At 65.1% G+C, this 22,025-nt stretch carries 15 protein-coding genes and 1 riboswitch; of the genes, 7 read left to right on the top strand and 8 right to left on the bottom strand.

All coding sequences use genetic code 11. The features are described 5' to 3' along the window. Positions 1-19: 19 nt before the first annotated feature. The 4 genes from ACQ450_RS11760 to ACQ450_RS11745 are packed head-to-tail and all read right to left on the bottom strand — an operon-like array spanning position 20 to position 6,627. The gene (locus ACQ450_RS11760) at positions 20-331 is read right to left on the bottom strand and encodes a DUF2149 domain-containing protein (RefSeq protein ID WP_188053809.1); all 312 of its coding nucleotides are present in this window, start codon (positions 329-331) and stop codon (positions 20-22) included. Next, positions 331-804: a MotA/TolQ/ExbB proton channel family protein gene (locus tag ACQ450_RS11755; RefSeq protein ID WP_431469386.1), complete on the bottom strand. Its 474-nt coding sequence runs from the start codon at positions 802-804 to the stop codon at positions 331-333. Before ACQ450_RS11755 ends, ACQ450_RS11760 begins: the two co-directional genes overlap by 1 nt. Continuing rightward, positions 791-4,672, bottom strand: a complete 3,882-nt coding sequence (gene cobN, locus ACQ450_RS11750; protein WP_431469385.1) for a cobaltochelatase subunit CobN — start codon at positions 4,670-4,672, stop codon at positions 791-793. Before cobN ends, ACQ450_RS11755 begins: the two co-directional genes overlap by 14 nt. 5 nt (positions 4,673-4,677) lie before the next feature. Next, entirely contained in the window at positions 4,678-6,627 is a 1,950-nt protein-coding gene (locus ACQ450_RS11745) for a TonB-dependent receptor domain-containing protein (RefSeq protein WP_431469384.1), read from the bottom strand. Positions 6,628-6,927: 300 nt separating this feature from the next. Further along, positions 6,928-7,147, top strand: a riboswitch (cobalamin riboswitch). 111 nt (positions 7,148-7,258) lie between these two features. Between ACQ450_RS11745 and metE the strand changes: the two genes are divergently transcribed. The 7 genes from metE to ACQ450_RS11710 all read left to right on the top strand — a co-directional run bounded on the left by metE (position 7,259) and on the right by ACQ450_RS11710 (position 17,151). Then, positions 7,259-9,559: a 5-methyltetrahydropteroyltriglutamate--homocysteine S-methyltransferase gene (gene metE, locus ACQ450_RS11740; protein ID WP_431469383.1), complete on the top strand. Its 2,301-nt coding sequence runs from the start codon at positions 7,259-7,261 to the stop codon at positions 9,557-9,559. Between the two features lie 4 nt (positions 9,560-9,563). After that, entirely contained in the window at positions 9,564-10,343 is a 780-nt protein-coding gene (locus tag ACQ450_RS11735; RefSeq protein ID WP_431469382.1) for an acyl-CoA thioesterase, read from the top strand. Positions 10,344-11,092: 749 nt separating this feature from the next. Further along, positions 11,093-12,346 (top strand): DUF5996 family protein, encoded by a 1,254-nt coding sequence (locus ACQ450_RS11730; RefSeq protein WP_431469381.1) that lies wholly within the window; start codon positions 11,093-11,095, stop codon positions 12,344-12,346. 111 nt (positions 12,347-12,457) lie between these two features. Next, the gene (locus tag ACQ450_RS11725) at positions 12,458-12,721 is read left to right on the top strand and encodes a hypothetical protein (protein ID WP_431469380.1); all 264 of its coding nucleotides are present in this window, start codon (positions 12,458-12,460) and stop codon (positions 12,719-12,721) included. Continuing rightward, a complete protein-coding gene (locus ACQ450_RS11720) occupies positions 12,718-15,069 on the top strand; it encodes a TonB-dependent receptor (protein ID WP_431469379.1) in 2,352 nt (783 codons plus the stop codon). The genes ACQ450_RS11725 and ACQ450_RS11720 overlap by 4 nt, the downstream gene beginning before the upstream one ends. Positions 15,070-15,091: 22 nt before the next feature. After that, the gene (locus ACQ450_RS11715) at positions 15,092-15,652 is read left to right on the top strand and encodes a hypothetical protein (protein ID WP_431469378.1); all 561 of its coding nucleotides are present in this window, start codon (positions 15,092-15,094) and stop codon (positions 15,650-15,652) included. Continuing rightward, the gene (locus tag ACQ450_RS11710) at positions 15,652-17,151 is read left to right on the top strand and encodes a PepSY-associated TM helix domain-containing protein (RefSeq protein ID WP_431469377.1); all 1,500 of its coding nucleotides are present in this window, start codon (positions 15,652-15,654) and stop codon (positions 17,149-17,151) included. Before ACQ450_RS11715 ends, ACQ450_RS11710 begins: the two co-directional genes overlap by 1 nt. A gap of 783 nt (positions 17,152-17,934) precedes the next feature. Here the strand turns inward: ACQ450_RS11710 and ACQ450_RS11705 are convergent. The 4 genes from ACQ450_RS11705 to ACQ450_RS11690 all read right to left on the bottom strand — a co-directional run bounded on the left by ACQ450_RS11705 (position 17,935) and on the right by ACQ450_RS11690 (position 21,952). Beyond that, a complete protein-coding gene (locus ACQ450_RS11705) occupies positions 17,935-18,885 on the bottom strand; it encodes an MlaD family protein (protein WP_431469376.1) in 951 nt (316 codons plus the stop codon). A 129-nt stretch (positions 18,886-19,014) separates the two neighbouring features. Then, complete coding sequence (locus ACQ450_RS11700) at positions 19,015-19,890, bottom strand: alpha/beta fold hydrolase (protein ID WP_187335529.1); 876 nt, start codon at positions 19,888-19,890, stop codon at positions 19,015-19,017. After that, positions 19,887-21,482 (bottom strand): ABC1 kinase family protein, encoded by a 1,596-nt coding sequence (locus ACQ450_RS11695; RefSeq protein WP_187337189.1) that lies wholly within the window; start codon positions 21,480-21,482, stop codon positions 19,887-19,889. Before ACQ450_RS11695 ends, ACQ450_RS11700 begins: the two co-directional genes overlap by 4 nt. Continuing rightward, entirely contained in the window at positions 21,482-21,952 is a 471-nt protein-coding gene (locus ACQ450_RS11690) for a MarR family winged helix-turn-helix transcriptional regulator (protein WP_215227341.1), read from the bottom strand. The genes ACQ450_RS11695 and ACQ450_RS11690 overlap by 1 nt, the downstream gene beginning before the upstream one ends. Positions 21,953-22,025 lie beyond the last annotated feature (73 nt).

The following is a 22,025-nucleotide window of genomic DNA, read 5'->3' as shown; positions in this document are numbered from 1 at the left end:
GCGTGGCGCACCGCCTTCTTCACTGCTGTTCCGGTACATAGACAAGACTTCCGTCCGGCAATCGATAGGTGACGCCCGCCTTCACGCCGCCGCCGTCGCCCATCTCCGCGGTCGAGGTGTACCGCTCCAGCTTCTCGCCATCCTTCACGGTGATGGTCATGTCTTTCTGCCCCGGATTCTCGACCACAACCACCTGCTTCGACTGGAAGGGGTTCAGCGGATTGCGCGCGATGATCACCATCAGCACCGCGAGGATCACCAGAAACAGGTCGACCAGATTGACCACCGACAGGATGGGATCGTCGGCCTCGTCATCTTCCAGGAAGCGCATCAGCCATTCCTTTCGATTTCGATCGCGCGCAACTCCTCGAGCAGCCAGCGGCGGCGGATCGTATAGATGAAGAAGGTGATCGAGGCGCTGATGAGCGCGAGGATCACCGACGAGAAGGCGACCACCAGATTCTCACCCACACTGGCACCGTCGTTGCTGCCCAGCGCGAGCAGCGCCGGCCCCATCGGGATCATCGTGGCGACGAGACCCAGCATCGGCGTGCTGCGCGAAACGACGCGCAGCCATTCGAGGCGGCGCATGACAACGAGTTCGAGATCATCGGTCGCGCAGCCGGTCCGCCGCCAGTGCGCCGTCAGCGGCGTGCCGCCGCGCCCGCGCATACGCGCGAGTGCCTCCACGCCGAACCGGCCGAGGCTGATCAGTGCATAGGCGAGCGAGGCGAGAATCAGCACCATCACGGGCACGAGGAAGATGCGCGAGGCATCGTAGAGCAGGGCTTCAAGCGCGGGCATCGGCAACCTTTTGATGAGAATGTCGGCGGGCGCGCGCCTCAAGGAGCGCGCCAAGGAGCAGAAGGAACAGGATCGCCGCCGCCGCCGGCGCCGTACCGCGCAGGGTGGTGGCCTGGGGCTGCGACAGCTCCTGCTTCTTCAGGACGAAACCGCGCGGTGGGGATGAAGACTGCGCGGGCGAAACGTGCGGGTCCGCCTGCGAGGCGGCGCGCGGCGGCGGCGCGGCGGCGCCCGAGGGCGTCCCCGCATTTGATACAGCGGCGGGCGAAAGGCCGAAGCCGCTGTTCGGCGCTGCGGCGCTGGCTTCGCCGGCACGCCGGGCAAGGGCGTCGCGGCGGGCGTCGAGTTCGGCGCGGGTCGCCCCGTCCGCCTGCCAATAGCCGCGCGCGATCGCCTCGCGCAGCCGATCGATCATCTGCAGCTGCGCATCGGGATGCACCGCCTCGAAAAAGCGGTCGAGCCCCAGATTGCGGGTGTCGCGCACATAGGTGTCGTGCATCGCCTGCCACTGGTCGGCGCGCACGGTGGCAGGATCGGTCACCTGCCATCCCCAGAGATTGTTGACGACGTCGAGCATCTCGGTCGCGCCGGCATAGCCCTGCTTCTGCATCTCGCCGATCCAGTGCGGGTTGAGGTAGCGCGCGCGCAGCTCGTCCGACAGGAACGCGGCCGCCGTCGTGGTGCGCGGCATGCCGCTCTGGCGCAGGTCGGTGACGAACAGGTCGGGCGCCTCGCCCGAAACGCTGCGCACCGCGAGCGAGAGCCCGCCCAGATATTCGAACGGATGATCGGTCGAGAGCAGCCCATGGACGTTCGATGAGCGCGAGAGCACCGCGGCATCGACGCCGCGCAGCTGCTCGGCGAACAGGTTCGTGCCCTCCAGCTTCAGCCCCCAGTGGCGGGCGCCATAGGCATATTGCAGCCGGTCGAGGAACGTCGCGGCGAGTTCGTCCTCGCTCTCCCAGTCGGCGTCCTTTGCGATCCGATCGGGCAGGCCGCTGCCGTACTCGCCGGGCGCGTTGCTGAAGATGCGCAACCGCGCGAGTTCGCGCGCGCGCTCGGGCGCGATGCCGCGCGCCACCAGCCGTGCCTCGGTGTCGCGGGCGTTGCGCGCCAGCCCCGGTTCGTCGAGCGCCGCAAGCCGGTCGATCGCGTCGCCCAGCAGCCGCATGAAGCCGTCGAACTGGTCGCGATAAACGCTGCTCGCCTGCACGACGACATCGATGCGCGGCCGGCCAAGCTCGGCGATCGGGATGATCTCCAGCGTCTCGACGCGGCCGCCGCGCCCCCATACCGGACGCAGACCGAGCGCGTGGAGAATCTGCCCCTCAGTCACGCCGAGCGTGCGGATCGTCTCGCCCGAGAACATGCTGAACGCCAGCTTTTCCGGCAGCGCGCCCTCATGGCGTCCGGCATACGCCGCGAGCAGCTGGTCGAACGCCTTGCCGCCCTCTTCATAGGCGGCCTGGGCCGGAACCTTCTCCGCCTCGAACGCGAAGAGATTGCGCCCGCTCGCCACCTCTGGATTGCGCACCGGATCACCGCCCGCGCCGGGCAGAACGAACCCGCCCGCGAGCCCGCGCAGCAGCGCTTCGGTTTCGCCCGGCTCGGCGAGGTTGCGCTCGAGCGCGAGGGCGCGCTCGATCTGCGCGCGCAGCTCCGCGTCGGCGATGCCGTCGGTCGGCTCACCGTCACGCAGGAAGCCCGCCAAGGTCGTATAGGGCAGGCTTTCGCGAAGCCGCGAGAAATCCTCGGCAAAGGCTTCGACCGGATCGATGGCGAGCGCGCGGAGATAATCGGGGCCGAGCTGCTGCATCACCGTCGTCAGCCGGTGCTCGAGCGCGGCGGGTTCGCCGAAGACATGGAGGCCCAGCGGGATGACGCTGCGCGCGAGCTGATGCAGATGATCGTGCAGCGCGGTGTAGAAGCCCGCGAAGTCGCGACCGGCGGCCGCGCGATCCCAGCCGATGTCGTCTGCCAGATGCGCCGCGAACGCAGCCTCGCGAATTTCCCCCGCCAGCCGGTCGCGCACGGCACCTTCCTCGACCTGCGCATATTCGTGGATCCGCGCATGAAGGTCGCGCAGCTCGTCATAGAGGCCGGACGGGGCGAAGGCGGGCGTCTGGTGGCTCACCGTCACGGCGCGGCCGCGGCGCCGCGCCTGGATCGCCTCGGCGACATTGTCCTGGATATAGGGGTAGAAGACCGGCAGGTCGCGGACGAGCAGCATCGGATAGTCGCCCGCCCACAGCCCGCGATCCTTGCCTGGCGTCCATTCCTGCGTGCCGTGCGTGCCGAAATGGACGATCGCGTCCGCCTGCGCATGGCTGCGCACCCACAGATAGGTGGCGAGATAGAGCGGATCGGGAACGTTGGTCAGGTCGTGATAGCTGCGCGTCGGATCGCCCCCGCGCGGCGGCTGCGGCAGGATGACGAGGTTGCCGAGCTGCAGCCGGGGAATGATGAAATCGCCGCCGCGCACCGCCCAATGCTGTTCCGGGTTCGCCATCGCCGCCGACAGCTCGGCGCGGCGCGCCTCGGGCAGGGTCGTGAGCCAGGCGCGATACTCCGCCACCGGAAGGCGCGCCGCCAGCCCGCGTGCGAGCAGCTCGTCGAGTGTCTCGGGGCGGTAGAGGCCGCCCATCATGGCCTGCGCCGCCTCGATCAGCTGCGCCTCGTCGGCCGGGGTGGCCCGGTAGCCGGCGGCAGCGAGGTCGCGGGTGAGCCTTTCCAGGCTGCGCGGGACGTTGAGGTTCGAGGCGGAGAAGTTCTTCTCGCCCACCGGATGGTTCCAGAAGAACAGCGCGATGTGCTTGTCCTGCGCGGGCATGGTGCGCAGCGCGACCAGGCGCGCGAGCTTGCCGGTCAGCAGTTCGACTTGTTCGGGAATCGCAACGGCGCGTCCGCCCTCGACTGCGCTCACCACGACGGGGTCGGAGATTCCCCAGCTTTCGGGAACGCTCAGCGTCACCGCCGCCGAATAGGCCGGGACGCCCGACGTTGCGTCGCGCCATTCCGCCACGCTGTTCGAGCGGTCGCCGATCGCCTGCAGCACGGGCATGTCGAGCGCGGCAAACGCGGCCTTGCGCGCATCGCCATTCTGCATGTGCGTCATGTTCACCAGCGCCTGCGCGCCGAGCGGTGCCAGCAGGCGGGTCAGCCCCTCCGCGTCCGACGCATCGAACCAGAACAGTGCCGGCGCGAGCCCGCGTGCCTCGACGCTGCGCGCGATCGCGTCGACTACATCGGTCTGCATGTCGCGCAGCAGCCCGTCCGAAATCGCGATGGCGACGATGGGCCGCGCCGACGCGCCGCGTGCGGCGAGCCAGTCGCGAAACGCGTCCGGCGTGGCGAACACCGTCTGGGCATCGGGATGGTAGATGCCCGTTTCGGGCAGCGGAGCCGGGGCGGGCAGGGCGTCGATCGGCGATCCGGCGAGCGCCGCTTTCGCCGCGACGACGAAGTTTCGCAGATTGGGCGCTCCCCCCGCGGCATAATAGCCGATCAGCCGCCGTGCGGTCGCCGGCGGCAGATTGCCGAAGCCCGGCGGGCCGCCGCCCACCTTGATCCAGGGTATCGCGAGCGCGCCCGTGTCGCCGACCAGTCGCTCGACGGCGGCCATGTCGTTCGGACGAGGCCCGTCGAGGATCAGCATCGCCGCGCCTTCGGCGGGTGGCTGCGCCGCCGCACTACCCGCGACGACCCAATCCAGCTCCAGCCCCGCAGCCTGCGCCCACTCGGCGATCCGCTCGAACTTGGCCGGAAGCACGAAGTCCGTCGTGACGATGCGCACCACTGGTACCGGCTGCTGCGCCGCAGCCGGCATGCCCCAGAGGAGCAGCCAGATCAGGAACAGCAGCCGGCGCATCGCGATCAGAAGTTGGCGCCCAGGCCGACGAAGAAGATGCGGCCGGGCTCGGCAAAGCTGTAGAGCCCCGAAGCGTCCGAAAGTCGCTCGTCGAACAGATTGTCGACACCGGCTTTCAGCGTCAGCGCCTCCGTGAGCGCATGGCTCGCGTCGAGCGACCACAGGCTATAGTCCGGCAGCCGCACAGGCACATTGTTCGACACCAGCGCCTGCTCGCCGATATAGCGCCCGCGCACCTCGAGCCGTGTGGTCTCCAGCGCCTGCCAGCCAAGCTGCACCTTGGCCGTATGGTTCGGCCGTTCGGTCAGCTCCTGGTCGGCCGAAAGGTCGCGCGGATCGACATAGCTGTAGCTACCCGACAGTGTAATCGTCGCGACGGGCGAAACGCTGCCGCTCACTTCGACGCCGCGGATGCGCGCGCGGTTGACGTTCAGATAGGTACGGCGCTCGCGGCCGCGGATTCCGCAGAATGCAACGCATTCGGTCTGCACCAGATTGTTGAGGTCATTCTGGAACACCGTGGCGCCGAGCTGCCATGCCGAGCCGTAATAGGTCGCACCCGCTTCATAGCTGGTGCTCGTCTCGGGCTTGAGATCGGGATTGCCGGTGATGATGAAGCGGCCGCCCGCCGCCACTGTGATGTAGCCCGGCGAAAGCTGCTTCAGGCTGGGCGCCTTGAATGCCTCGCCGACGCCGCCGCGCAGCTTCAGTCCGGGGAGCGCCTCGATCACCAGATAGGCGCGCGGGCTCGTTTCCCAGCCATAGGCGTCGTGATGATCGAAGCGACTGCCGGCCGTCAGCGTCGCGCCGCGTGCAAGTTCCCATTCGGCCTGCACGAACAGCGCGTCGTGATTGACGCTGGCTTCGCCCGCCGTGTTGATGGTGGCGTCGCGCAGCCACTCGTTGCGATGTTCACCGCCCAGCGTGAGCCGCGCGCCGGAGAACGGCGCGACCGTCACTTGCGCATCGGCGACGAAGTCGACGCCCTTGGTCGGCTGGGTCGGCGTCTGATTCTGGTCGCGTTCGTTCACGCGCTCCAGCACCGAGCGATAGGCGCGCGCCTGCACCGAACCCCAGCCCCATTCGCCGGTGTAGCCGCCGTGCGTCTGCGCGCGCGTCACATGATCCTGATATTCGTAGTAGGCCGGCGCGGAACCGGTGGTGATCGTGTCGCGGGTGCGATCATCGTCGATCGCCGCCTGGCCGATCTCGATGCGATGGCCCGGCGAGGGCGTCCACCAGCCGATGATGCTCCCGCTCAGCGCCTCGCGCTCTTCCAGCTCGCTCTGCCGCGGATCGGCGGCGCTCTGCGTGCGGTCGCGGTGGCGATATTCGCCCCATGCGACCAGCCCGAGCGTGTCGCTCAACGGGCCGCCGACCAGCGCCGACAGCTGCGCGCTGTCGCCGCCCTCCCCGTCACGGAAGCCGAGGATGCCGAGCGCGCTCGCCTCCAGTTGCTCGGGCCGGCGCGTGCGCACGTTGACGACGCCGGCCAGCGCCTCCGAGCCATAGAGCGCCGAAAGCGGGCCGCGCACCAACTCGATCTGATCGATGGCGATGCTGGGCACCCAGCCGAGGTCGAAATCGACATGCGCCATGTTGGCGGCGGAGTCGTTGATCCGCCGGCCGTCGATCAGCGTGAGCACATGTTCGTTGGACATGCCGCGGATCGAGATGCCGCGACGCGTCATGCCGATGCCGTTGATCACCACTCCCGGCTCGTTCTCGAGCGCCTCGGCGAGATCCTGCACCGGCCGGCGGCGTAGCTCGGTACCGGTCACGACCGAAATGGTGGCAGGCGCCTCGGAGACCGCCTGCTCGGACCGGGTGGCGGTCACGACGAGGGTATCACCCTCGCGCGGCCGGGCAGCGTCCTCGCCGGCAGAATCCTGTGCCCATGCAGTGCTTGAAAGGCAGGCAAGCACGCCCGCCGACAGAAATGTCCAGTGCTTCATAGTTCCCCGACCCGTGTGCCAGCCCCCCCCGGGAGCTGTGGTTATGTTGCGACGTGACACGCGCTATCGGCGCCAAACCACAAATGCAATGGTATAACGTCTCACGAGCGTCAGACAGGCGGCGGGTGGGAACGGGTAGCGCATCACCATGTCCGGCCCCTCGGCAGTGACGGTGACCGCGAGCGGCACGCTGCTGGGCCCAGACGAACCGAAACTATGCCGCAAGCTTTCTGCCTGAAGCAGGTCAAGCGCGATATAAAGAATTCTTTATGTCATGCTTGACGCGGGATGCGATTGCGCCGATGCTGACCGTGTCGAGGTTCTTCGGTCGGGCGTGCCCGCGCCGAAGCTAAGACGGGAAGCCGGTGCGCGGGTTCGCTCGCAAGGCCGGCGCTGCCCCCGCAACTGTAAGCGGCGAGCGGCGGTCCACCGATGTCACTGAGGGGCTCGCCCCTTGGGAAGACGGATCGTCCGCACCGACCCGCGAGCCAGGAGACCTGCCTCCGACGCGATACCGTCCACCGGCGGGGTGCCCGGTCTGGCCGCTTGCCTGTCCGCGGCCGGAGCCTTCCTGCCGCGCGTCCGGTGCGCGCCCGCCCGGTCGCCCCCGATTTCTTCGGGGTTGAAGAACATGACTGTAACTGTTGCCACACTCGGCTTCCCGCGCATCGGTCCGCGCCGGGAGCTCAAATTCGCGCTCGAGAAATTCTGGTCCGGCAAGATTGATGCGGCCCGGCTTCAGGAGACCGCCTCGGGCCTGCGCACCGCCGCCTGGGCACGGCAGAAGGCGCTGGGCGTCGACTGGCTGCCGTCCAACGACTTCTCGCTCTACGATCATGTGCTCGACACCAGCCGGATGCTGGGCGCCGTACCGAAGCGCTATGGCGCGGCGGACGGGACGGCGGATCTCGCCACCTATTTCGCGATGGCGCGCGGCGCCAGCGGAAGCGCGGGCTGCGGCCACGCCCATGACAGCGTCACCGCGGGCGAGATGACCAAATGGTTCGATACCAACTACCACTATATCGTTCCCGAGATCGAACCCGGGCAGAAGCTGAGCCTCGGCCGCCTCAAGATCGTCGAGGAATATCGCGAGGCGAAGGCGCAGGGCTATGCCACGCGTCCCGTCCTGCTGGGGCCCGTCACCTGGCTCAGCCTCGCCAAGGGGCAGGGTGTCGATCCGTTCGACCTGCTCGACGAGGTGCTCGGCCTCTATCGCGTGATCCTCGGCCATCTGGCGCGCGAGGGCGCCGAATGGGTGCAGATCGACGAGCCGATCCTCGTGACCGACCTGTCGGAGACGCAGCGCCGCGCCTTCACCCGCGCCTATGCCAAGCTCGGCCGGAGCGGGCCCAGGCTGATGCTGACGACGTATTTCGGCGGGCTGGAAGACAATCTGTCGCTTGCCGCTTCGCTTCCCGTCGCCGGGCTGCACGTCGACCTCGTCCGCGCGCCCGAACAGCTCGAGACGGTGCTGCGCAGCGCGCCGAGGGAGTTGCTGCTGTCGCTTGGCGTGATCGACGGGCGCAACGTGTGGCGCGCCGACCTGCAGGCACTGCTCGCACGGATCGAGCCGGTGGCGGCGGAGCGCGACCTGGTGCTCGCGCCGTCCTGCTCGCTGCTGCACGTGCCGGTCGATCTCGGGCTCGAGCCCAAGCTGGACGACGAGCTGAAGCAATGGCTCGCCTTCGCGGTGCAGAAGATCGAGGAGCTCGACCTGCTCCGGCGCGCGCTGAACGGCGGCGCGGAGAGCGTGTACGATGCGCTTGCCGCCTCGGCACGCGCCGCCGCCAGCCGCAAGACCTCGCCGCGCATCCACGACACCGCGGTGCAGGCGCGGCTCGCCGGAGTGACACCTGCGATGCGCGAACGGCCTGCGGGGCACGCCGAGCGCATCCGCGCGCAGGCCGAAGTGCTGGCGCTGCCGCTCTTCCCCACCACCACGATCGGCTCCTTCCCCCAGACCGCCGAGGTGCGCCACGCCCGTGCCGAGCACAACCGCGGAGCGCTCGACGGCGCGGCCTATCACGCCTTTCTGCGCGAAGAGACCGAGCGCGCGATTCGCTGGCAGGAGTGCGTCGGGCTCGACATGCTCGTCCACGGCGAGTTCGAACGCAACGACATGGTGCAGTATTTCGGCGAGAAGCTCGCCGGCTTCGCCTTCACCATGAACGGGTGGGTGCAGAGCTACGGCTCGCGCTGCGTGCGTCCGCCGATCCTCTTTGGCGACGTTGCGCGTCCACAGCCCATGACCGTGGACTGGTGGCGGTACGCGCAATCGCTCACCGACAAGCCTGTGAAGGGGATGCTCACCGGCCCGGTGACGATCCTGAACTGGAGCTTCGTGCGGGACGACCAGCCGCGCGAGGCGTCTTGCCGCCAGATCGCGCTCGCGATCCGCGACGAAGTGACCGATCTCGAGGCCGCCGGATGCAAGGCGATCCAGATCGACGAGGCGGCGCTGCGCGAGGGGCTGCCGCTGCGCAGGCGCGACTGGCAGGCGTATCTCGACTGGGCTGTCGACTGCTTCCGCCTCTCCGCCGCCGGGGTGGGCAATGCCACGCAGATTCACACGCATATGTGCTATTCGGAGTTCAACGAGATCCTCCCGTCGATCGCCGCGATGGACACCGACGTGATCTCGATCGAAACCGCCCGCTCGCAGATGGAGTTGCTCGAAGGCTTTGCGCGATACCGCTACCCGAGCGCGATCGGACCGGGCGTCTACGACATCCATTCCGCGCGCGTTCCCGCCGAGCAGGAAATGGTGGCGCTGATGCGCCTTGCGCAGGAGCATCTGCGTCCCGAACAGCTGTGGGTGAACCCCGATTGCGGGCTCAAGACGCGCAACTGGGAGGAAGTGAAGCCCGCGATCGCCGCAATGGTAGCGGCGGCGCGCACGCTGCGCGCGGACGCTCAGGTCGAGGCCTGATCCGATGGCGGTGATGGAGGACATGGGGGCGCGCGCGCCGGTGCAACTGATCGACATGGTGTTCCCGGGGGACACCAATCATCACGGCACGCTGTTCGGCGGCGTGGCGCTCGCGCACATGGACAAGGTGGCGTTCCTTGCCGCCAGCCGCCACGGCCGGGCGCCTTTCGTCACCGCCGCTTCGGAAAAGATCGACTTCGCCGCGCCTGCCCGGGCAGGCGACATGGTGGAGGTGACGGGTCGCGTCGTGCGCGTCGGCACCAGTTCGCTCGATGTCGAGGTCGAGCTGGTCGCGGAGTCGCCGGTTTCGGGCGAGCGGCGGCTGTGCACGCGCGGCCGCTTCACGCTGGTGGCGGGCAAGGGGCCCGGCGCGCGAACCCCGCTCCCGCCGCTCGTCCCCGATTTGGAGCCCCAGCCGGACGATACGCTGCGTCTGGCGGAAATGGTCTTCCCCGGTCAGACCAATCACTATGGCACGCTTTACGGTGGCGATGCGCTGAAGATGATGGGCAAGGCGGCCTTCATCGCGGCGACGCGCCGCGCACGCGCGGTGATGGTGATGGCCGCATCGGACCGGATCGATTTCGTGTCGCCGATCGGCGAAGGCGAGATGGTCGAGCTGGTGGCGCAGGTGCGAATGACCGGGCGAAGCTCGGTGCGGGTGGCGGTCGAACTCTGGGCCGAAGCGTTGCTCACCGGCGCGCGGCGCCACGCCGCCACCGCCCTGTTCACGATGGTCAGTGTCGATGCGGAAGGATGCGCGACGCCGATCGGCGCGGCGTGAACCGGACTTACAGAAGGCGCATTTTCGGCGCCGGTATTCAGCCTGCTGCGGTCCCGAAAGCTGCCGCTCGTCCCGAATTGGCCGAACGGCAGCACCCGTTGGGTGCCAATATGATCGCGACCCAGGAATTCCGCGCAGGAACTAAGTCGTCGTAACTAGCGGTCCGACGATCGCCTGCCCGAAGCGCTCGCATACGGCTTGCACTTGCTCCGGTTCGTGCGGCACGGGGAGCGCGTCCATGGCCTCGAAGAAGCGGTCATGGCGGGCCGGGGTGGAGATTAGGGTCATCTGCGCATCTCCGCCGAAGGCGCTGAACCCATGCGTCACGCATGACGAGCGGAAGCCTTCGCGGAGTGGATCGTGGGTGAGATCGAAGCTGACGGCGCTTGAAAGCCGGTGGTCTGACTGAGCGAATCTGCGGTGTCGATATCGATTTCAGCCGCACCACAGGATTGGGCTGGGCTATTTCCTGAAGGTCCGCCTTTGGTCCTTCGAGCATCGTGAGCAAACTGACAGCTTATGGCCCACGACCTTCCGATGTCGTGCGCTCCCCCTTCCACGGCCGAGATAGCTCACGACCGCTCGAATGGCCAAACATCAACGGCAGAAGACCCGAGTTGTGGGAAGCGAGGTTGCTCGATACGGAACACAGTGTGCCATGAACCGAGGCTAGTCGCATGGATTGCTCTGGTTCAATGCTTGTGACGGGTTCGACCCAGCCGGTCGGACGCGTACAAGCAGGAGATCCCATGGACCGCCGATGGCCCCCTCTCGACTATCTCGCATGGCGGGAGACGAGCGCAGCGCTTCATCTCTACCTGCAGATCGCCGGAAAATATCGATTGGCGAGGACGCCCTGGGTCAACCACTCGTGGCACGCGACGTTCTACGTGACTGCAAAAGGGCTCACCTCGTCGCTCATACCCGACGGGCCGGGAATCGAGATCGCTTTCGATTTTCACGACCATCGCGTGATCGGCACTACAGGTGACGGCCGAACCGCCTCGTTCGTGCTCGAGCCGATGACGGTTGCGGCGTTCCATGCCGCGTTCGTCGCGCTGGTGTCGGAACTGGGCGGCCAGCCGCAATTCGACGGCTCGCCCAATGAGGTGCCGTTTCCCATCCCGTTCGTCGAGGATGACCGAGACCGTCCGTATGACCGGGACGCCGTGCAGCGGTTCCACCAGGCGCTGCTGAGCATCGACCGCGTGTTCAAGCGGTTCCGGACTTCGTTCCTCGGCAAGTGCAGCCCGGTGCATCTGTTCTGGGGAAGCTTCGACATGGCCGTCACGCGCTTCTCCGGCAGGCGTGCGCCCCTTCACGGCGGCGGTGTTCCGGCGCTGCCGAACGATGTGGCGCAGGAGGCGTACGATCGCGAGGTTTCCTCTGCCGGCTTCTGGCCGGGCGGAGGCGGCATCGATTACGCCGCTTTCTATGCCTATGCCTATCCCGCGCCCGCGGGCTTCGATCGCGCAGCGGTTCGCCCTGAGGCCGCCTTCTGGCATTCGGAGCTTTCGGAATTCGTTCTGCCCTATGAGGCAGTGCAGTCTGCCGAAGACGGCGACGCGGCGCTGCTGGCGTTCCTCGAATCCACCTATGATGCAGCGGCTCGGCTCGGCAAATGGGATCGCGATATTCTCGAGTGCGGCGACGGTCGACCGGGAGAGGTTCGCCCGGCCGATGCGCAGTTCAGCACCGAGGAAGCGCCGCCTCCGATCGAGGCAGCGGTCGAGCGCGAGGACGGAGAGTCGAAGGGACGCTATCGCATCGTCGTCGACGGGCACGAGGCGGAGATGACCTACAGCCGCGCCAACGAATCGCTGATCATCATCGATCATACCGAGGTTCCAAGTGCGCTGCGCGGGCGACGGATCGGCGAGCGCATGGTGCTTGCGGCGGTCGAGGATGCGCGGCGAGACGGCGTCGCGATCATCGCGCTTTGCCCGTTCGCCAATGCGCAGTTCGCGCGGCATCCGGATTGGCAGGACGTGCTGCGGCGCTGAACGGGAATCCCGTGCGGCGCATGGAAACCATCCGGGCGCTCTATGCCGACGATGCCGTTTTCTATGAGCAGGAGCGTATCGCGACGGGGGCACGAGGCGATTTCGCAGGCGGTGACCGAACTGCTCGCCGATCTGCCCGAGGCGTTTCTATTCACGGCACAGCGGGCCGGCGCAGGGCACCACGGCCTTGGCAGGCTGCAGTGGCGCCTGGGACTGCCGGACGGTCCGCCCGTCGCCACCGGAACCGATGTCGCGCATGTCGAAGACGGGCCCATCCGCTCGCTCCACGTCATCAGCCCGGAGCCCCCTCTGCTCTTGTCGCTGCGAATGATTCGCGTTAGCGGACGGGGAAGCAAAGGGGGCCTTGGGAAATGAACTATCGATTCGGAGCGCGCATGGTCGCGCAGCTGTCCGCCAGCGTGATTGCTTTGTGCACTCTGAGCGGAACGGCGTTCGCGCAAACGGCGCCGGCAGGTGTAGAGTCCGACCAACCGGAGGCGGACCAGTCCACTTCCCGCGACGCCTCGGTCCATACGATCGTCGTTACCGGTCAGAAGATCGAACGCACGCTGCAGGATACGCAGGAAAGCGTTGCCGTGACCACCGCGGAAACGATCGACCAGCGCACCCTGCTCGAGATCGACGATGTCTTTCTGCAATCGGCCAATGTCGGCATCACCTTCGGCGGCTTCGATTTCTCCATCCGGGGGATCACGCGCAATTTCAACGCGACCGGCGGATCGGGCGATCTCGGCGTCGTATATTACGACAATGTCCCGCTGACCGGCATTTTCGCGAGCGCCTACCCAAAGAACCTTTGGGATGTTTCGCAGATCGAGATTTTCCGCGGCCCTCAGTCCACCAATGTCGGGCGCAACGCCCTTGCGGGGGCGCTGGTGGTGCGTACCTTCGAGCCCGATCCCAGCGGCTTCGACATCGCGGCGCGCGCCGAATACGGAAATTTTGAAACCTATGCGGTCGAAGGCATGGTCAACGTGCCGCTGGGCGACGTCGCGGCTTTCCGGCTGACCGCGGAGCATTCCGGAACGGAAGGCTTCCTGAAGAACCGCACGACCGGTGACGAGGATGACGGCGCGAGCGAGAACACCACGGTGCGGGGACGGGTGCTGCTCGAACCCAGCACCAGCTTCAGGGCGCTCGCATCGCTGCAATATCAAGACCGGACGGAAGGCACGAACAACTATGCCCTTGCCGTCGGCGAGCCGCTCGATCTCTATCAGACCTCGAACAACATCCCGAACCGGACGGAGAACGAACTTCTGATCGGTTCGCTAGATCTCGAATATCGCTTCTCCGACACATGGAGCATCAAGTCGATCTCCGCCTTCATGGATGCCGACTATGCGACGTCGACCGACTTCGATGGGACGGCGGCGTCGCTGGGCGAAGGATTCCAGGTCGAGGAGGCGCGAAACTTTTCGCAGGAACTGCGCGTCACCTACGCGGGCGATCGTCTGCGTGGCACGGCCGGGGTATTCTACATCGACATAAGCTCCGATGGCGTCTTCGCGCCGACGGTGGTCCTGAACCCGACCGAACTCGGCGTGCCGGAGGTGTTGCTTCCCTTCTATCCGCCGTTCCTGCTGGTCGATGTCAACAATATCGGCTCGAGCGACACGACGAATTACGCCTTCTTCGCGCAGGCCGAATTCGACATCACCGATCGGCTCATGCTCTCGGCAGGCTTGCGATACGACCGCGAAGAAGTGTCGTCCGACCTTTCGCAGAACAATGTGCTCGATGCCAGCACGCCGCTGCCTGATCCGGCGCAGGCGGGCGCCCTCGCCGACATGCTGCAACCGGGCCTGGGGCCGGTGGTCGAAGCCGGAGTGGCGCAGGTGAATGCGATCCTGGGAGCCAGCCTTGTCGCGACATCGGAATCCTATGAGACCGATTTCGGCGCGTTCCTTCCGGAGGTCGGCCTGACCTATGCCGTGAACGACGATGTCATGCTCTCCGCTTTCTACAAGCGCGGATATCGCGCGGGTGGCGCTCGCGTGGGCACCACCGGCCAGCTCGATACGTTCGACCCGGAATATCTCGACAATTTCGAGATCGCGGCGCGTACCGAATGGCTCGACGACACCCTCGTGATCAACGCTAACGCCTATTATGGCATCTGGACCGATCAGCAGGTCGATGTCCCGATCGACGGCGTTCAATTCAATGTCGACACACAGAATGCCGGCAAGTCGAAGATCTGGGGCTTCGAGTTGGAAGCCAATTACAGCCCCACCCGCCGCACCGACCTGTTCGCCAGCCTGGGCTATGCAAAGACCGAATTCGAGGAATTCTGCCGCACCGGCATCAATGCTGCGTTTCTGGAAACGTGCACGACGGGCGGCGTGACCGGCGTGGATCTCGCCGGCAATGACTTCCGCTATTCGCCCGACTGGACCGCGGCGGTTGGCGGACGCCAGTTCGTGACCGACAGGATTTTCGTTCAGGCCAATGCGACCTATCAGGGCGGCTCCTTCTCGGATTTCGAGAACGACCCGCAATATGAAAACGAGGGATTCTTCCTGCTCAACGCGAGCATCGGCTATCGTGGGGACAATTTCGACCTCACCGTCTATGGTCGCAACCTGACCGAGGAATTCGCCACGTCCTTTGTCGGCCCGGGGGATCAGCCCAACCAGATCTTCGTCACCCCGGCGGTGGCGCCGCGCGAATATGGCATCATCCTGACCGCGCGCTATTGATAGCGGGACGGGGATTTTCTTCATGGACAGCCTGTGGATGGCGATAATCGGCGGGGGCGGCGCCACAGGAGCGCTCCTCCTCCGTCGCGCATGGGGTGCGCGCGGCAGCGATGGCGGTCCGTGGAAATGGCTGGGCTGGGTGGTCATGATCGCCACCTTCGCGGTGGCGATGGCGGCGTTCGGATCGATGCGGGGCCTGTTCATCGCCTTTTCGATCACCGGCGTGGCGGCGCTGGCGGTGGTGGCCAGCGGGTATGAGTTGCGCCAGCGCCGCGAGCGGAAGAACCGCAGTCTCGCACCGGAACCGATCGAGCGTGCATCGACATGGTGGCGCGGCGTCCTGCGCTGGTTGCTGGCGCTGCCCATCGGCCTGATCGCGGCCATGGGCATTGGAATCTTCTATACCGCCTGGACCGGCGGTGCGCCCCAGACCCGGCTTGTCGTGGGCGGGCTTCTGATTCCCGTCGTCTGGGGGGCGTGCATGGCTTGGACGCTTGCCGACAATCGCATCCTGCGTGCACTCGCCTTCCTGGTCGCGGTCACCGCGTTCGGCTTCGGTCTCGCCATCGTCAGGGGATTTTGATGGACGACACGACACCGCGCGAGCGACCGCGCCGCAAGCCACTTCTCGCGCGCGTACCCGCAGGGTTCGTCCAGGCGGTGCTCAAGGGGCACAGCGGCCTCGGGCTCGCGTTCGCGGCGGCGATCTACATCGTCTGCCTGTCGGGCTCGCTGCTGGTGTTCTACGATGAATTCATCTGGTGGGAAGCCGCCGGCGCACCTGAGATTCGACAGCTTTCGAACGATGCCATCCAGGTCGCGCTGACCGGGGCCGTAGAACGCGGCGGTGCGGAAATCGGCCACATCTATGCGACGCTGCCGGCCGACGACAATCCGCTCCTGCGAATCTATGTCTACGCGCAGGAACAGTCGGCCTGGCTGGCCGATGAGGCCGGCCAGATTGTCGGGCCGCTGGAGACGCCGTGGTCCGCCTTTCTGTCCGGACTGCACATCTTCCTGCACCTGCCGTCGACCTGGGGGGGCTTCGTCGTCGGCATGACCGGCGTGGCGCTGCTGTCCTCGCTCATCTCGGGCATCCTCGCGCATCCCCGCATCTTTCGCGACGCCTTCCATCTCCGGCTCGGCGGGTCGGCCCGCCTGCAGGAAGCGGACCTGCACAACCGGATCGGCGTATGGGGCCTGCCCTTTCACTTCATCGTTTCGCTGAGCGGGGCGTTTCTGGGCCTGGTGACGATTGTCGTGGGTGTGCTCGGCATGGCGATGTTCAGCGGCGACACCGGCAAGATCTACGATCTGTTCCTGCCGCCCGAACCCGCCGACAATCCCGCTGCGGCGCCGATGATCGATATCCGGCCCATGCTGGAATCCCGGCCCAGCGCGAGGAGGCTAGAGCGGATCGAACTGGTCCACCCAACCGAACAGGGCGGCGCAGTCGTGCTTTCCTACCGTGACGATAGGGTGCTGGCCGGCGGCGCGGAATATGGCTTCGCCCGGGATGGCGAGCAATATTACGCCAAGTCGCTTCCAGAAGCGACGACGGGCGAACGCATTCAGGGTTCGCTCGGCCCGCTGCACTTCGGCTGGTTCGGCGGCCCGATCATCAAGATCGTCTACTTCATTCTCGGCCTGGGGATGACCTATCTCGCGGTCGGCGGCGTCAACATCTGGCTGGCGAGGCGCCGGGACAAGGGACGCCCCGCGCCCGGGTGGGAGCGCGTCTGGGCGGCGGTAGTGTGGAGCCAGCCGGTCACATTCGGCGTCGTCGCCGCAGTGGCGCTGCTGCTGCCGTCGGTCTCGTCCGAACAGATGGTCGCCATCTGGGCGGCCGGCACCGTGCTGTGCCTCGGACTGTGCGCGATCATGTCGGCGCGCCTGCTCGCTCGCGCAGGCAAGCTTGCCACTGCATTGCTGCTCGCCGCAATTGCGATCGGCCATTCGATCTTCCGCGCGAGCGGCAGCAGTAGCGTGACCGTGTGGGCAATCAATGCGGCGTTGCTGGCTGGGGGTTTGCTGCTCCTGGCCTCTTCGCGGAGAATGAGATCCGCCAGCGATCCGGTGTAAGTGACCCATCCTTGTCGATCTTGCTCGGCGATCGGAAGAAAAGCGACGGGCGCTCGGACGATGCTTCCATCAGCATCCTATGAAGAAGACGTCGCAGTCGAGCTGGCCTGGCAAGCGCGAGCTTCTGCTCATACAAAGAATCGAAATCAGCAGCGATCAATCTGCGTGCTTCGGCGAGCTGCTAGCGTGCCGCGGCCAGCCCCACCTCCGGCCAAGGCCCGAACGAAAGCGTGTGCTACTTGCCGAGATAGGCGCAGTTCTGCCGCCAGAGCCTGCGGCCGTTCGGCTTGACTAGGAGATAAAGACCCGTCGTCGGTGCGCTTATATGGCCGTTCCGGCGGCCTTGCGTGGGCGACCATCGTCGAGAACAATTTTCCCATGGCATCGGCCGCCCATAAGGGCGGCTCGATACCATAACGGATACCATGATTGTTCCCGATCGCACCCGGATTTCGGAGGACGACTATACATCGAAAACGGCTGAAAACGATGGGTTTGGCGCACTTCCGCGGACCTCGGCGGAAGAACAAATGGTGCCAGAAGAGGCATCACATTCGGTCTCATTTTTTACCTTTTTTCAGATGTTTAGGTAATTCGGTTTGTGCGAAGAGCCCGCAAAAGGCCCGCAAATGCCGTCTAATGCATTGGTTCGATGCCTTTTTGGGGACTCTAGAATGCATTTTTGCGCCCGGGAAACCAGCCAAGATTGATGTCCGCTAAGCGCCCTCCTTTCCGCCATTCAACGGGCTGTGCTCTCTCTCCGAGAGCCGTCGTTCGTTAGGCTCACTTTGAATGTTCGGAATTCGCTCCAGCGTCTCTTCTCCCAGCCCGATAGTCTGGGAGAGGAGGATCTGATGCCATTCCCCTGACCTCGACATCTTCGATTTTCTCTCTGACAGGCCCGAGGTCGCGACTGAGTCCGCGAAAGACCGCTTCCCCTTCGATCAGAGAATTTTCGATCGCCGGAATGCCGCTCTTTGCCTGGGAAAGCTTATTCTCAGCGTTCTGTACCCCCTCGCTGAATTGGCGAAGACGTCTTCGCGCGCTGGTGGAAGCGCTTCCGTCCGAAATTCGGCGATCTGCGTCTCGAAGATCATTTCCCCATCCACCGATCCGTTGCCGCAAGTCTGACAATCTTCCTTTTGTTGAGCCCAAATCTTCGTCCCAACCTTCGACATCCGATGCGAGATCGGCCGTCGTGACTCGAAGCCGGGCAAGATCCGAGGTGATCGCTCGCTGCTTTTCTGGTTCCAGTCCTTCGTTCAAAGCGCGGACACTGTTTGCCACGCTCTCGACGGTAGCGGTCGCATTCCCCCCAAAAAGTCCGGTTCCGTCCGAGGGCGGTATGATCTTCCTTCCTGAATTGTCGGCGTATATGCCTTGACGGCCCCTTCGACCCTCGAGCACCAGCGCTGCCTCGCCGGTTATCAGGTTGGTACTGATTGTCGCTTCAAGGCCGTCAACTTTCGCTGCATCAGGATCGAGAGTCAGCACAACGAGAACGTTTCCCGGTCCATTTTCCGCCAGGCGGACCGATGTTACCCGACCCACAGGAACACCCGACAATGTTACGGTCGACCCCGGCTGAAGGCCTTCCACGGAGCGATCAAACCTGACGAGATATGTTTCCTGATTGGGCGTGGGATCGAGAAGCCACACCGCAAAAGCGATGGTGGCAAGCATCAGAATGCCAACGATCCACCCCACTAAGGAAAAGTTTGCGTTAGTTTCCATCTTGCACGCAAACAGGGATTTTTCCGTCCGGCAGAGGTGCCGAAACATTGAAAGTTCGCGCCCCGCGTGCTCCTAGGGTGTCCGCCACAGTACCTGACCGAGGTTGGCCTTGTGGCGCAATCATTAGGGTCACAGTTTTACAGGGTGAGTTTCGACCAGGAAACGCTGTACTGCGTCGCCGAACGCATCGTTCTCGTCGCCCGCGACCATATGCGACGCACCAGCGATATCGCTGAATTTTGCATGGGGAACCAGTTTCCGGAATTCAGCGGCGCCTTCGGGAGAAACAAGGTCGCTAGATCCACCGCGCACGAGATGGACCGGGAGCGACAGCGCCGACGCAGCCTGAACAAGCTCGGTCGACCCGGCGGAAACGTCGTCGGTAATGGTGCGTCGGCGCGTAACGTTCTCGACGAATGCCGGATCCCAGTGCCAATAATACCGCCCGTCCCGTGCCTTTCGAAGGTAACTCTTCAATCCCGAGGAACTTTGCCGTCTCTCGCGGTGCGGCAGATATGCTGCGATTGAAGCGGAAGCGTGCTCGGGCGATTCGAACCCTTCTCGGGCGTGCTGCGCCATGAAGCCGAGGACCCGCGCGACCCCGTTCGCTTCCATTTGCGGCGTAATGTCTACGAGGGTTAGCGAGGCGAACGTGCCGGGCGCGATCGTGCCCTCGGCCACAAGGCCCGCCAATCCTCCCAGCGACGCACCGATCAGCGCCGGATTGCGCTCGAAACTCTGCGCAACTGCAACGAGATCCCGGCCGAAATCGTGCACATCATAAGCGCCGGTCGGGGACCATGGACTTTCGCCATGCCCTCTGAGATCGAGGGCAATCGCTCGGTATCCGGCCCGGCCCAGGCGAGTGCCGACCTTTCTCCAGGCGCGCCGTGTCTGTCCGCCTCCATGAGCCAGAAGCACAGGGAAACCGTCAGCCGGTCCGAATGTACTTGCGACAAGCGTCAGGCCGTCGGCACCAGGAAGCAACAGGCGATCCTCGTTCACGAGCGCGGCCTCCGGGCAAGAAAAAAGAATGTCAGCGCCGCCAAGGCACAGCCAATGGCTGCAATTATCGATAGGTCTGCCAGGATAGCTGCCGATACGATGAGCGCTGCCGCAATCAGGTCGCTGGAACGCATGGGCGCCGCACCTGACGGCCTTTCCAGTCGCGCAAGATCCTGAGGATCCAACCGGATCGGCAGCTGTCCGCGGCGAGCGATCGACGCCAGGTTCTCGACGATCTCCGGGGTGCCGAGAAGCGCGCGTATCAGCGTCGATGCTGTCCGCCGGGCATTTCCGCGCAGGTTTGCCAGGCTGGCGCGCTCCATCAGCAGTTGTTTGCCGATCGGAGCAAGTTCGGACGTTATGTCGAAGCGCGGGTCAAGACGGCGTACGAACCCCTCGGCGGTGAGCAGCGTGCGCAGCATCAAGGCGAGGTCGCCGGGTAGGGCCAGTTGGTAAGTCCGCAGAAGATCGAATACATCGGCGAAAATGCCAGACAGGTCGATCTGGTCGAGAAGCGTGTTGCGAAACTTGCCGACCAATTGATTAAGCGATGCCTTCAGCGCCTCACGATCGACCGCCGGATTGCCTGCCCACTGAAGGAGAACATCGACCAGATCGTCGATATCTTCTCCGGCGATCGCCAGTGACAGGCGCACCAGTTCGTCCCGCCGCTCTGGCAGCAGAGTGCCTACCGCGCCAAAGTCGATGAACACCAAGGTCCCGTCGGGGCGGATCAGCACATTGCCCGGATGCGGATCGGCGTGGAAGCGACCGTTGAAGATTATCATGCTCAGCACCGCGCGTGAATAGCCGCGCGCGACGGACGTAAAATCCACGCCGGCGTCCCTCAGTGTGGCCAAGTCGGTCGCCGGGATCGCGTCGACCCGCTCCTGGACATTGAGACTGCGCCCGCTCACCTCGTTGTCGAAGTGGGCTGTCTCGATCCCGAACCGTGCAAGATAGCTGCCGATCTCCGCACTCGCGCGTGCTTCAGCGCCCAGATCCATCTCACGATCGAGGCTTTCGGCGAAGAACCGCAACAGCTCATCGGGCCTCTGTCTTTCGACAAGGGGACTGGCGCGTTGTGCCAATCGGGCAATGCGCCGCAGTAAACGCATGTCGGCATCCACGACACTTTCGATTCCCGGTCGCCGGATCTTGACGATGACCGGTACGCCGTCGCTCCGTATTCCTGCGTGCACCTGCGCTATAGAGCCCGCCGCGATCGGCTCCCGATCCAGCTCACGAAAATACTGGCCGGAGTCTTCCCCGAGAGCATGGGTGAGCGGAGCCTCGACACGCTCGAACGGTACACCCGGAACGCGATCGTGCAGCTGCGATAGCGCTGCCGTCCAATCCGGCCCCAAGAGATCGCTTCGCATCGCGAGGATCTGGCCAAGCTTGGTCGCGACTGGTCCCAGTTCGCGCAGTGCCTCGACCAGGGCTTCCGGGCGCGTCGGATGTGCATTGGTTTGAGATCGGCCGGATCCCAACGCGGACACGATGCCGCCCAGCCCGTGACGGCCGAGAATTGCTATGACCTGCGCAAGCCGCTTCCGGTCACTCATGCGCGAAGGCGGCATGTCTGCCATCAGAGAGCATCCCGCCGTACGTTTTCGCTGACCATCTCCAAAAGCGAATGCAAAGTACTCTTCTGTTGCGGCGTCATTCCGCTCCATATTCGCAGGTGGGTCGCGTCTGCGGCCCGTCTGAGGTCAGGGAGTATTTCCTCAACCCGTCTCGTCAGGCCGAGACTCCAAGACCGCCCGTCCGCCGGGTCACGGCGGCGCTCGATAAAGCCTTTCTGGGTCAAGGCGGTGACCGCCAAGCCAATGGTGGCGGATTCGAGTTCGAGACGCCTGGCGATGTCGGTCTGGTTCAGGGCAGGATCTTTGATGAGCTGCGCCAGCACACGCCACTGCGTACGATTGAGGCCAAGCGGCTGTGCCCGGTCATCGAATGCCTTGCGCGCGGCGCGACTGATCTCGTCCATCATGAAGATCGCTCGATCATCGTCGGTGATGACATTGTCGAGTGCGAGAGTGTCCTCGTCTTCCGTCATGAGTGGGTCCTATCGATCAGGAAAAAATAGTAAAGGACTTTCGTATTTTATTTTGACCGCTATATCGCTCGTG

The sequence above is a fragment of the Sphingosinithalassobacter sp. LHW66-3 genome, from assembly GCF_050703275.1.
Lineage (GTDB): Bacteria > Pseudomonadota > Alphaproteobacteria > Sphingomonadales > Sphingomonadaceae > Sphingomonas.
Note: the sequence above shows the minus strand (reverse complement) of the source record. Positions and strands in the feature narration are given on the sequence as shown.

Excerpts from the sequence above, each read along its gene's own strand:
- ACQ450_RS11715 (WP_431469378.1), top strand. The coding sequence starts at position 15,092 with ATGGACAGCCTGTGGATGGCGATAATCGGCGGGGGCGGCGCCACAGGA.
- ACQ450_RS11710 (WP_431469377.1), top strand. The coding sequence starts at position 15,652 with ATGGACGACACGACACCGCGCGAGCGACCGCGCCGCAAGCCACTTCTC.
- cobN (WP_431469385.1), bottom strand. The coding sequence starts at position 4,672 with ATGCGCCGGCTGCTGTTCCTGATCTGGCTGCTCCTCTGGGGCATGCCG.
- ACQ450_RS11695 (WP_187337189.1), bottom strand. The coding sequence starts at position 21,482 with ATGGCAGACATGCCGCCTTCGCGCATGAGTGACCGGAAGCGGCTTGCG.
- ACQ450_RS11755 (WP_431469386.1), bottom strand. The coding sequence starts at position 804 with ATGCCCGCGCTTGAAGCCCTGCTCTACGATGCCTCGCGCATCTTCCTC.
- ACQ450_RS11745 (WP_431469384.1), bottom strand. The coding sequence starts at position 6,627 with ATGAAGCACTGGACATTTCTGTCGGCGGGCGTGCTTGCCTGCCTTTCA.
- ACQ450_RS11705 (WP_431469376.1), bottom strand. The coding sequence starts at position 18,885 with ATGGAAACTAACGCAAACTTTTCCTTAGTGGGGTGGATCGTTGGCATT.
- ACQ450_RS11760 (WP_188053809.1), bottom strand. The coding sequence starts at position 331 with ATGCGCTTCCTGGAAGATGACGAGGCCGACGATCCCATCCTGTCGGTG.
- ACQ450_RS11720 (WP_431469379.1), top strand. The coding sequence starts at position 12,718 with ATGAACTATCGATTCGGAGCGCGCATGGTCGCGCAGCTGTCCGCCAGC.
- ACQ450_RS11730 (WP_431469381.1), top strand. The coding sequence starts at position 11,093 with ATGGACCGCCGATGGCCCCCTCTCGACTATCTCGCATGGCGGGAGACG.
- ACQ450_RS11735 (WP_431469382.1), top strand. The coding sequence starts at position 9,564 with ATGGCGGTGATGGAGGACATGGGGGCGCGCGCGCCGGTGCAACTGATC.
- metE (WP_431469383.1), top strand. The coding sequence starts at position 7,259 with ATGACTGTAACTGTTGCCACACTCGGCTTCCCGCGCATCGGTCCGCGC.
- ACQ450_RS11690 (WP_215227341.1), bottom strand. The coding sequence starts at position 21,952 with ATGACGGAAGACGAGGACACTCTCGCACTCGACAATGTCATCACCGAC.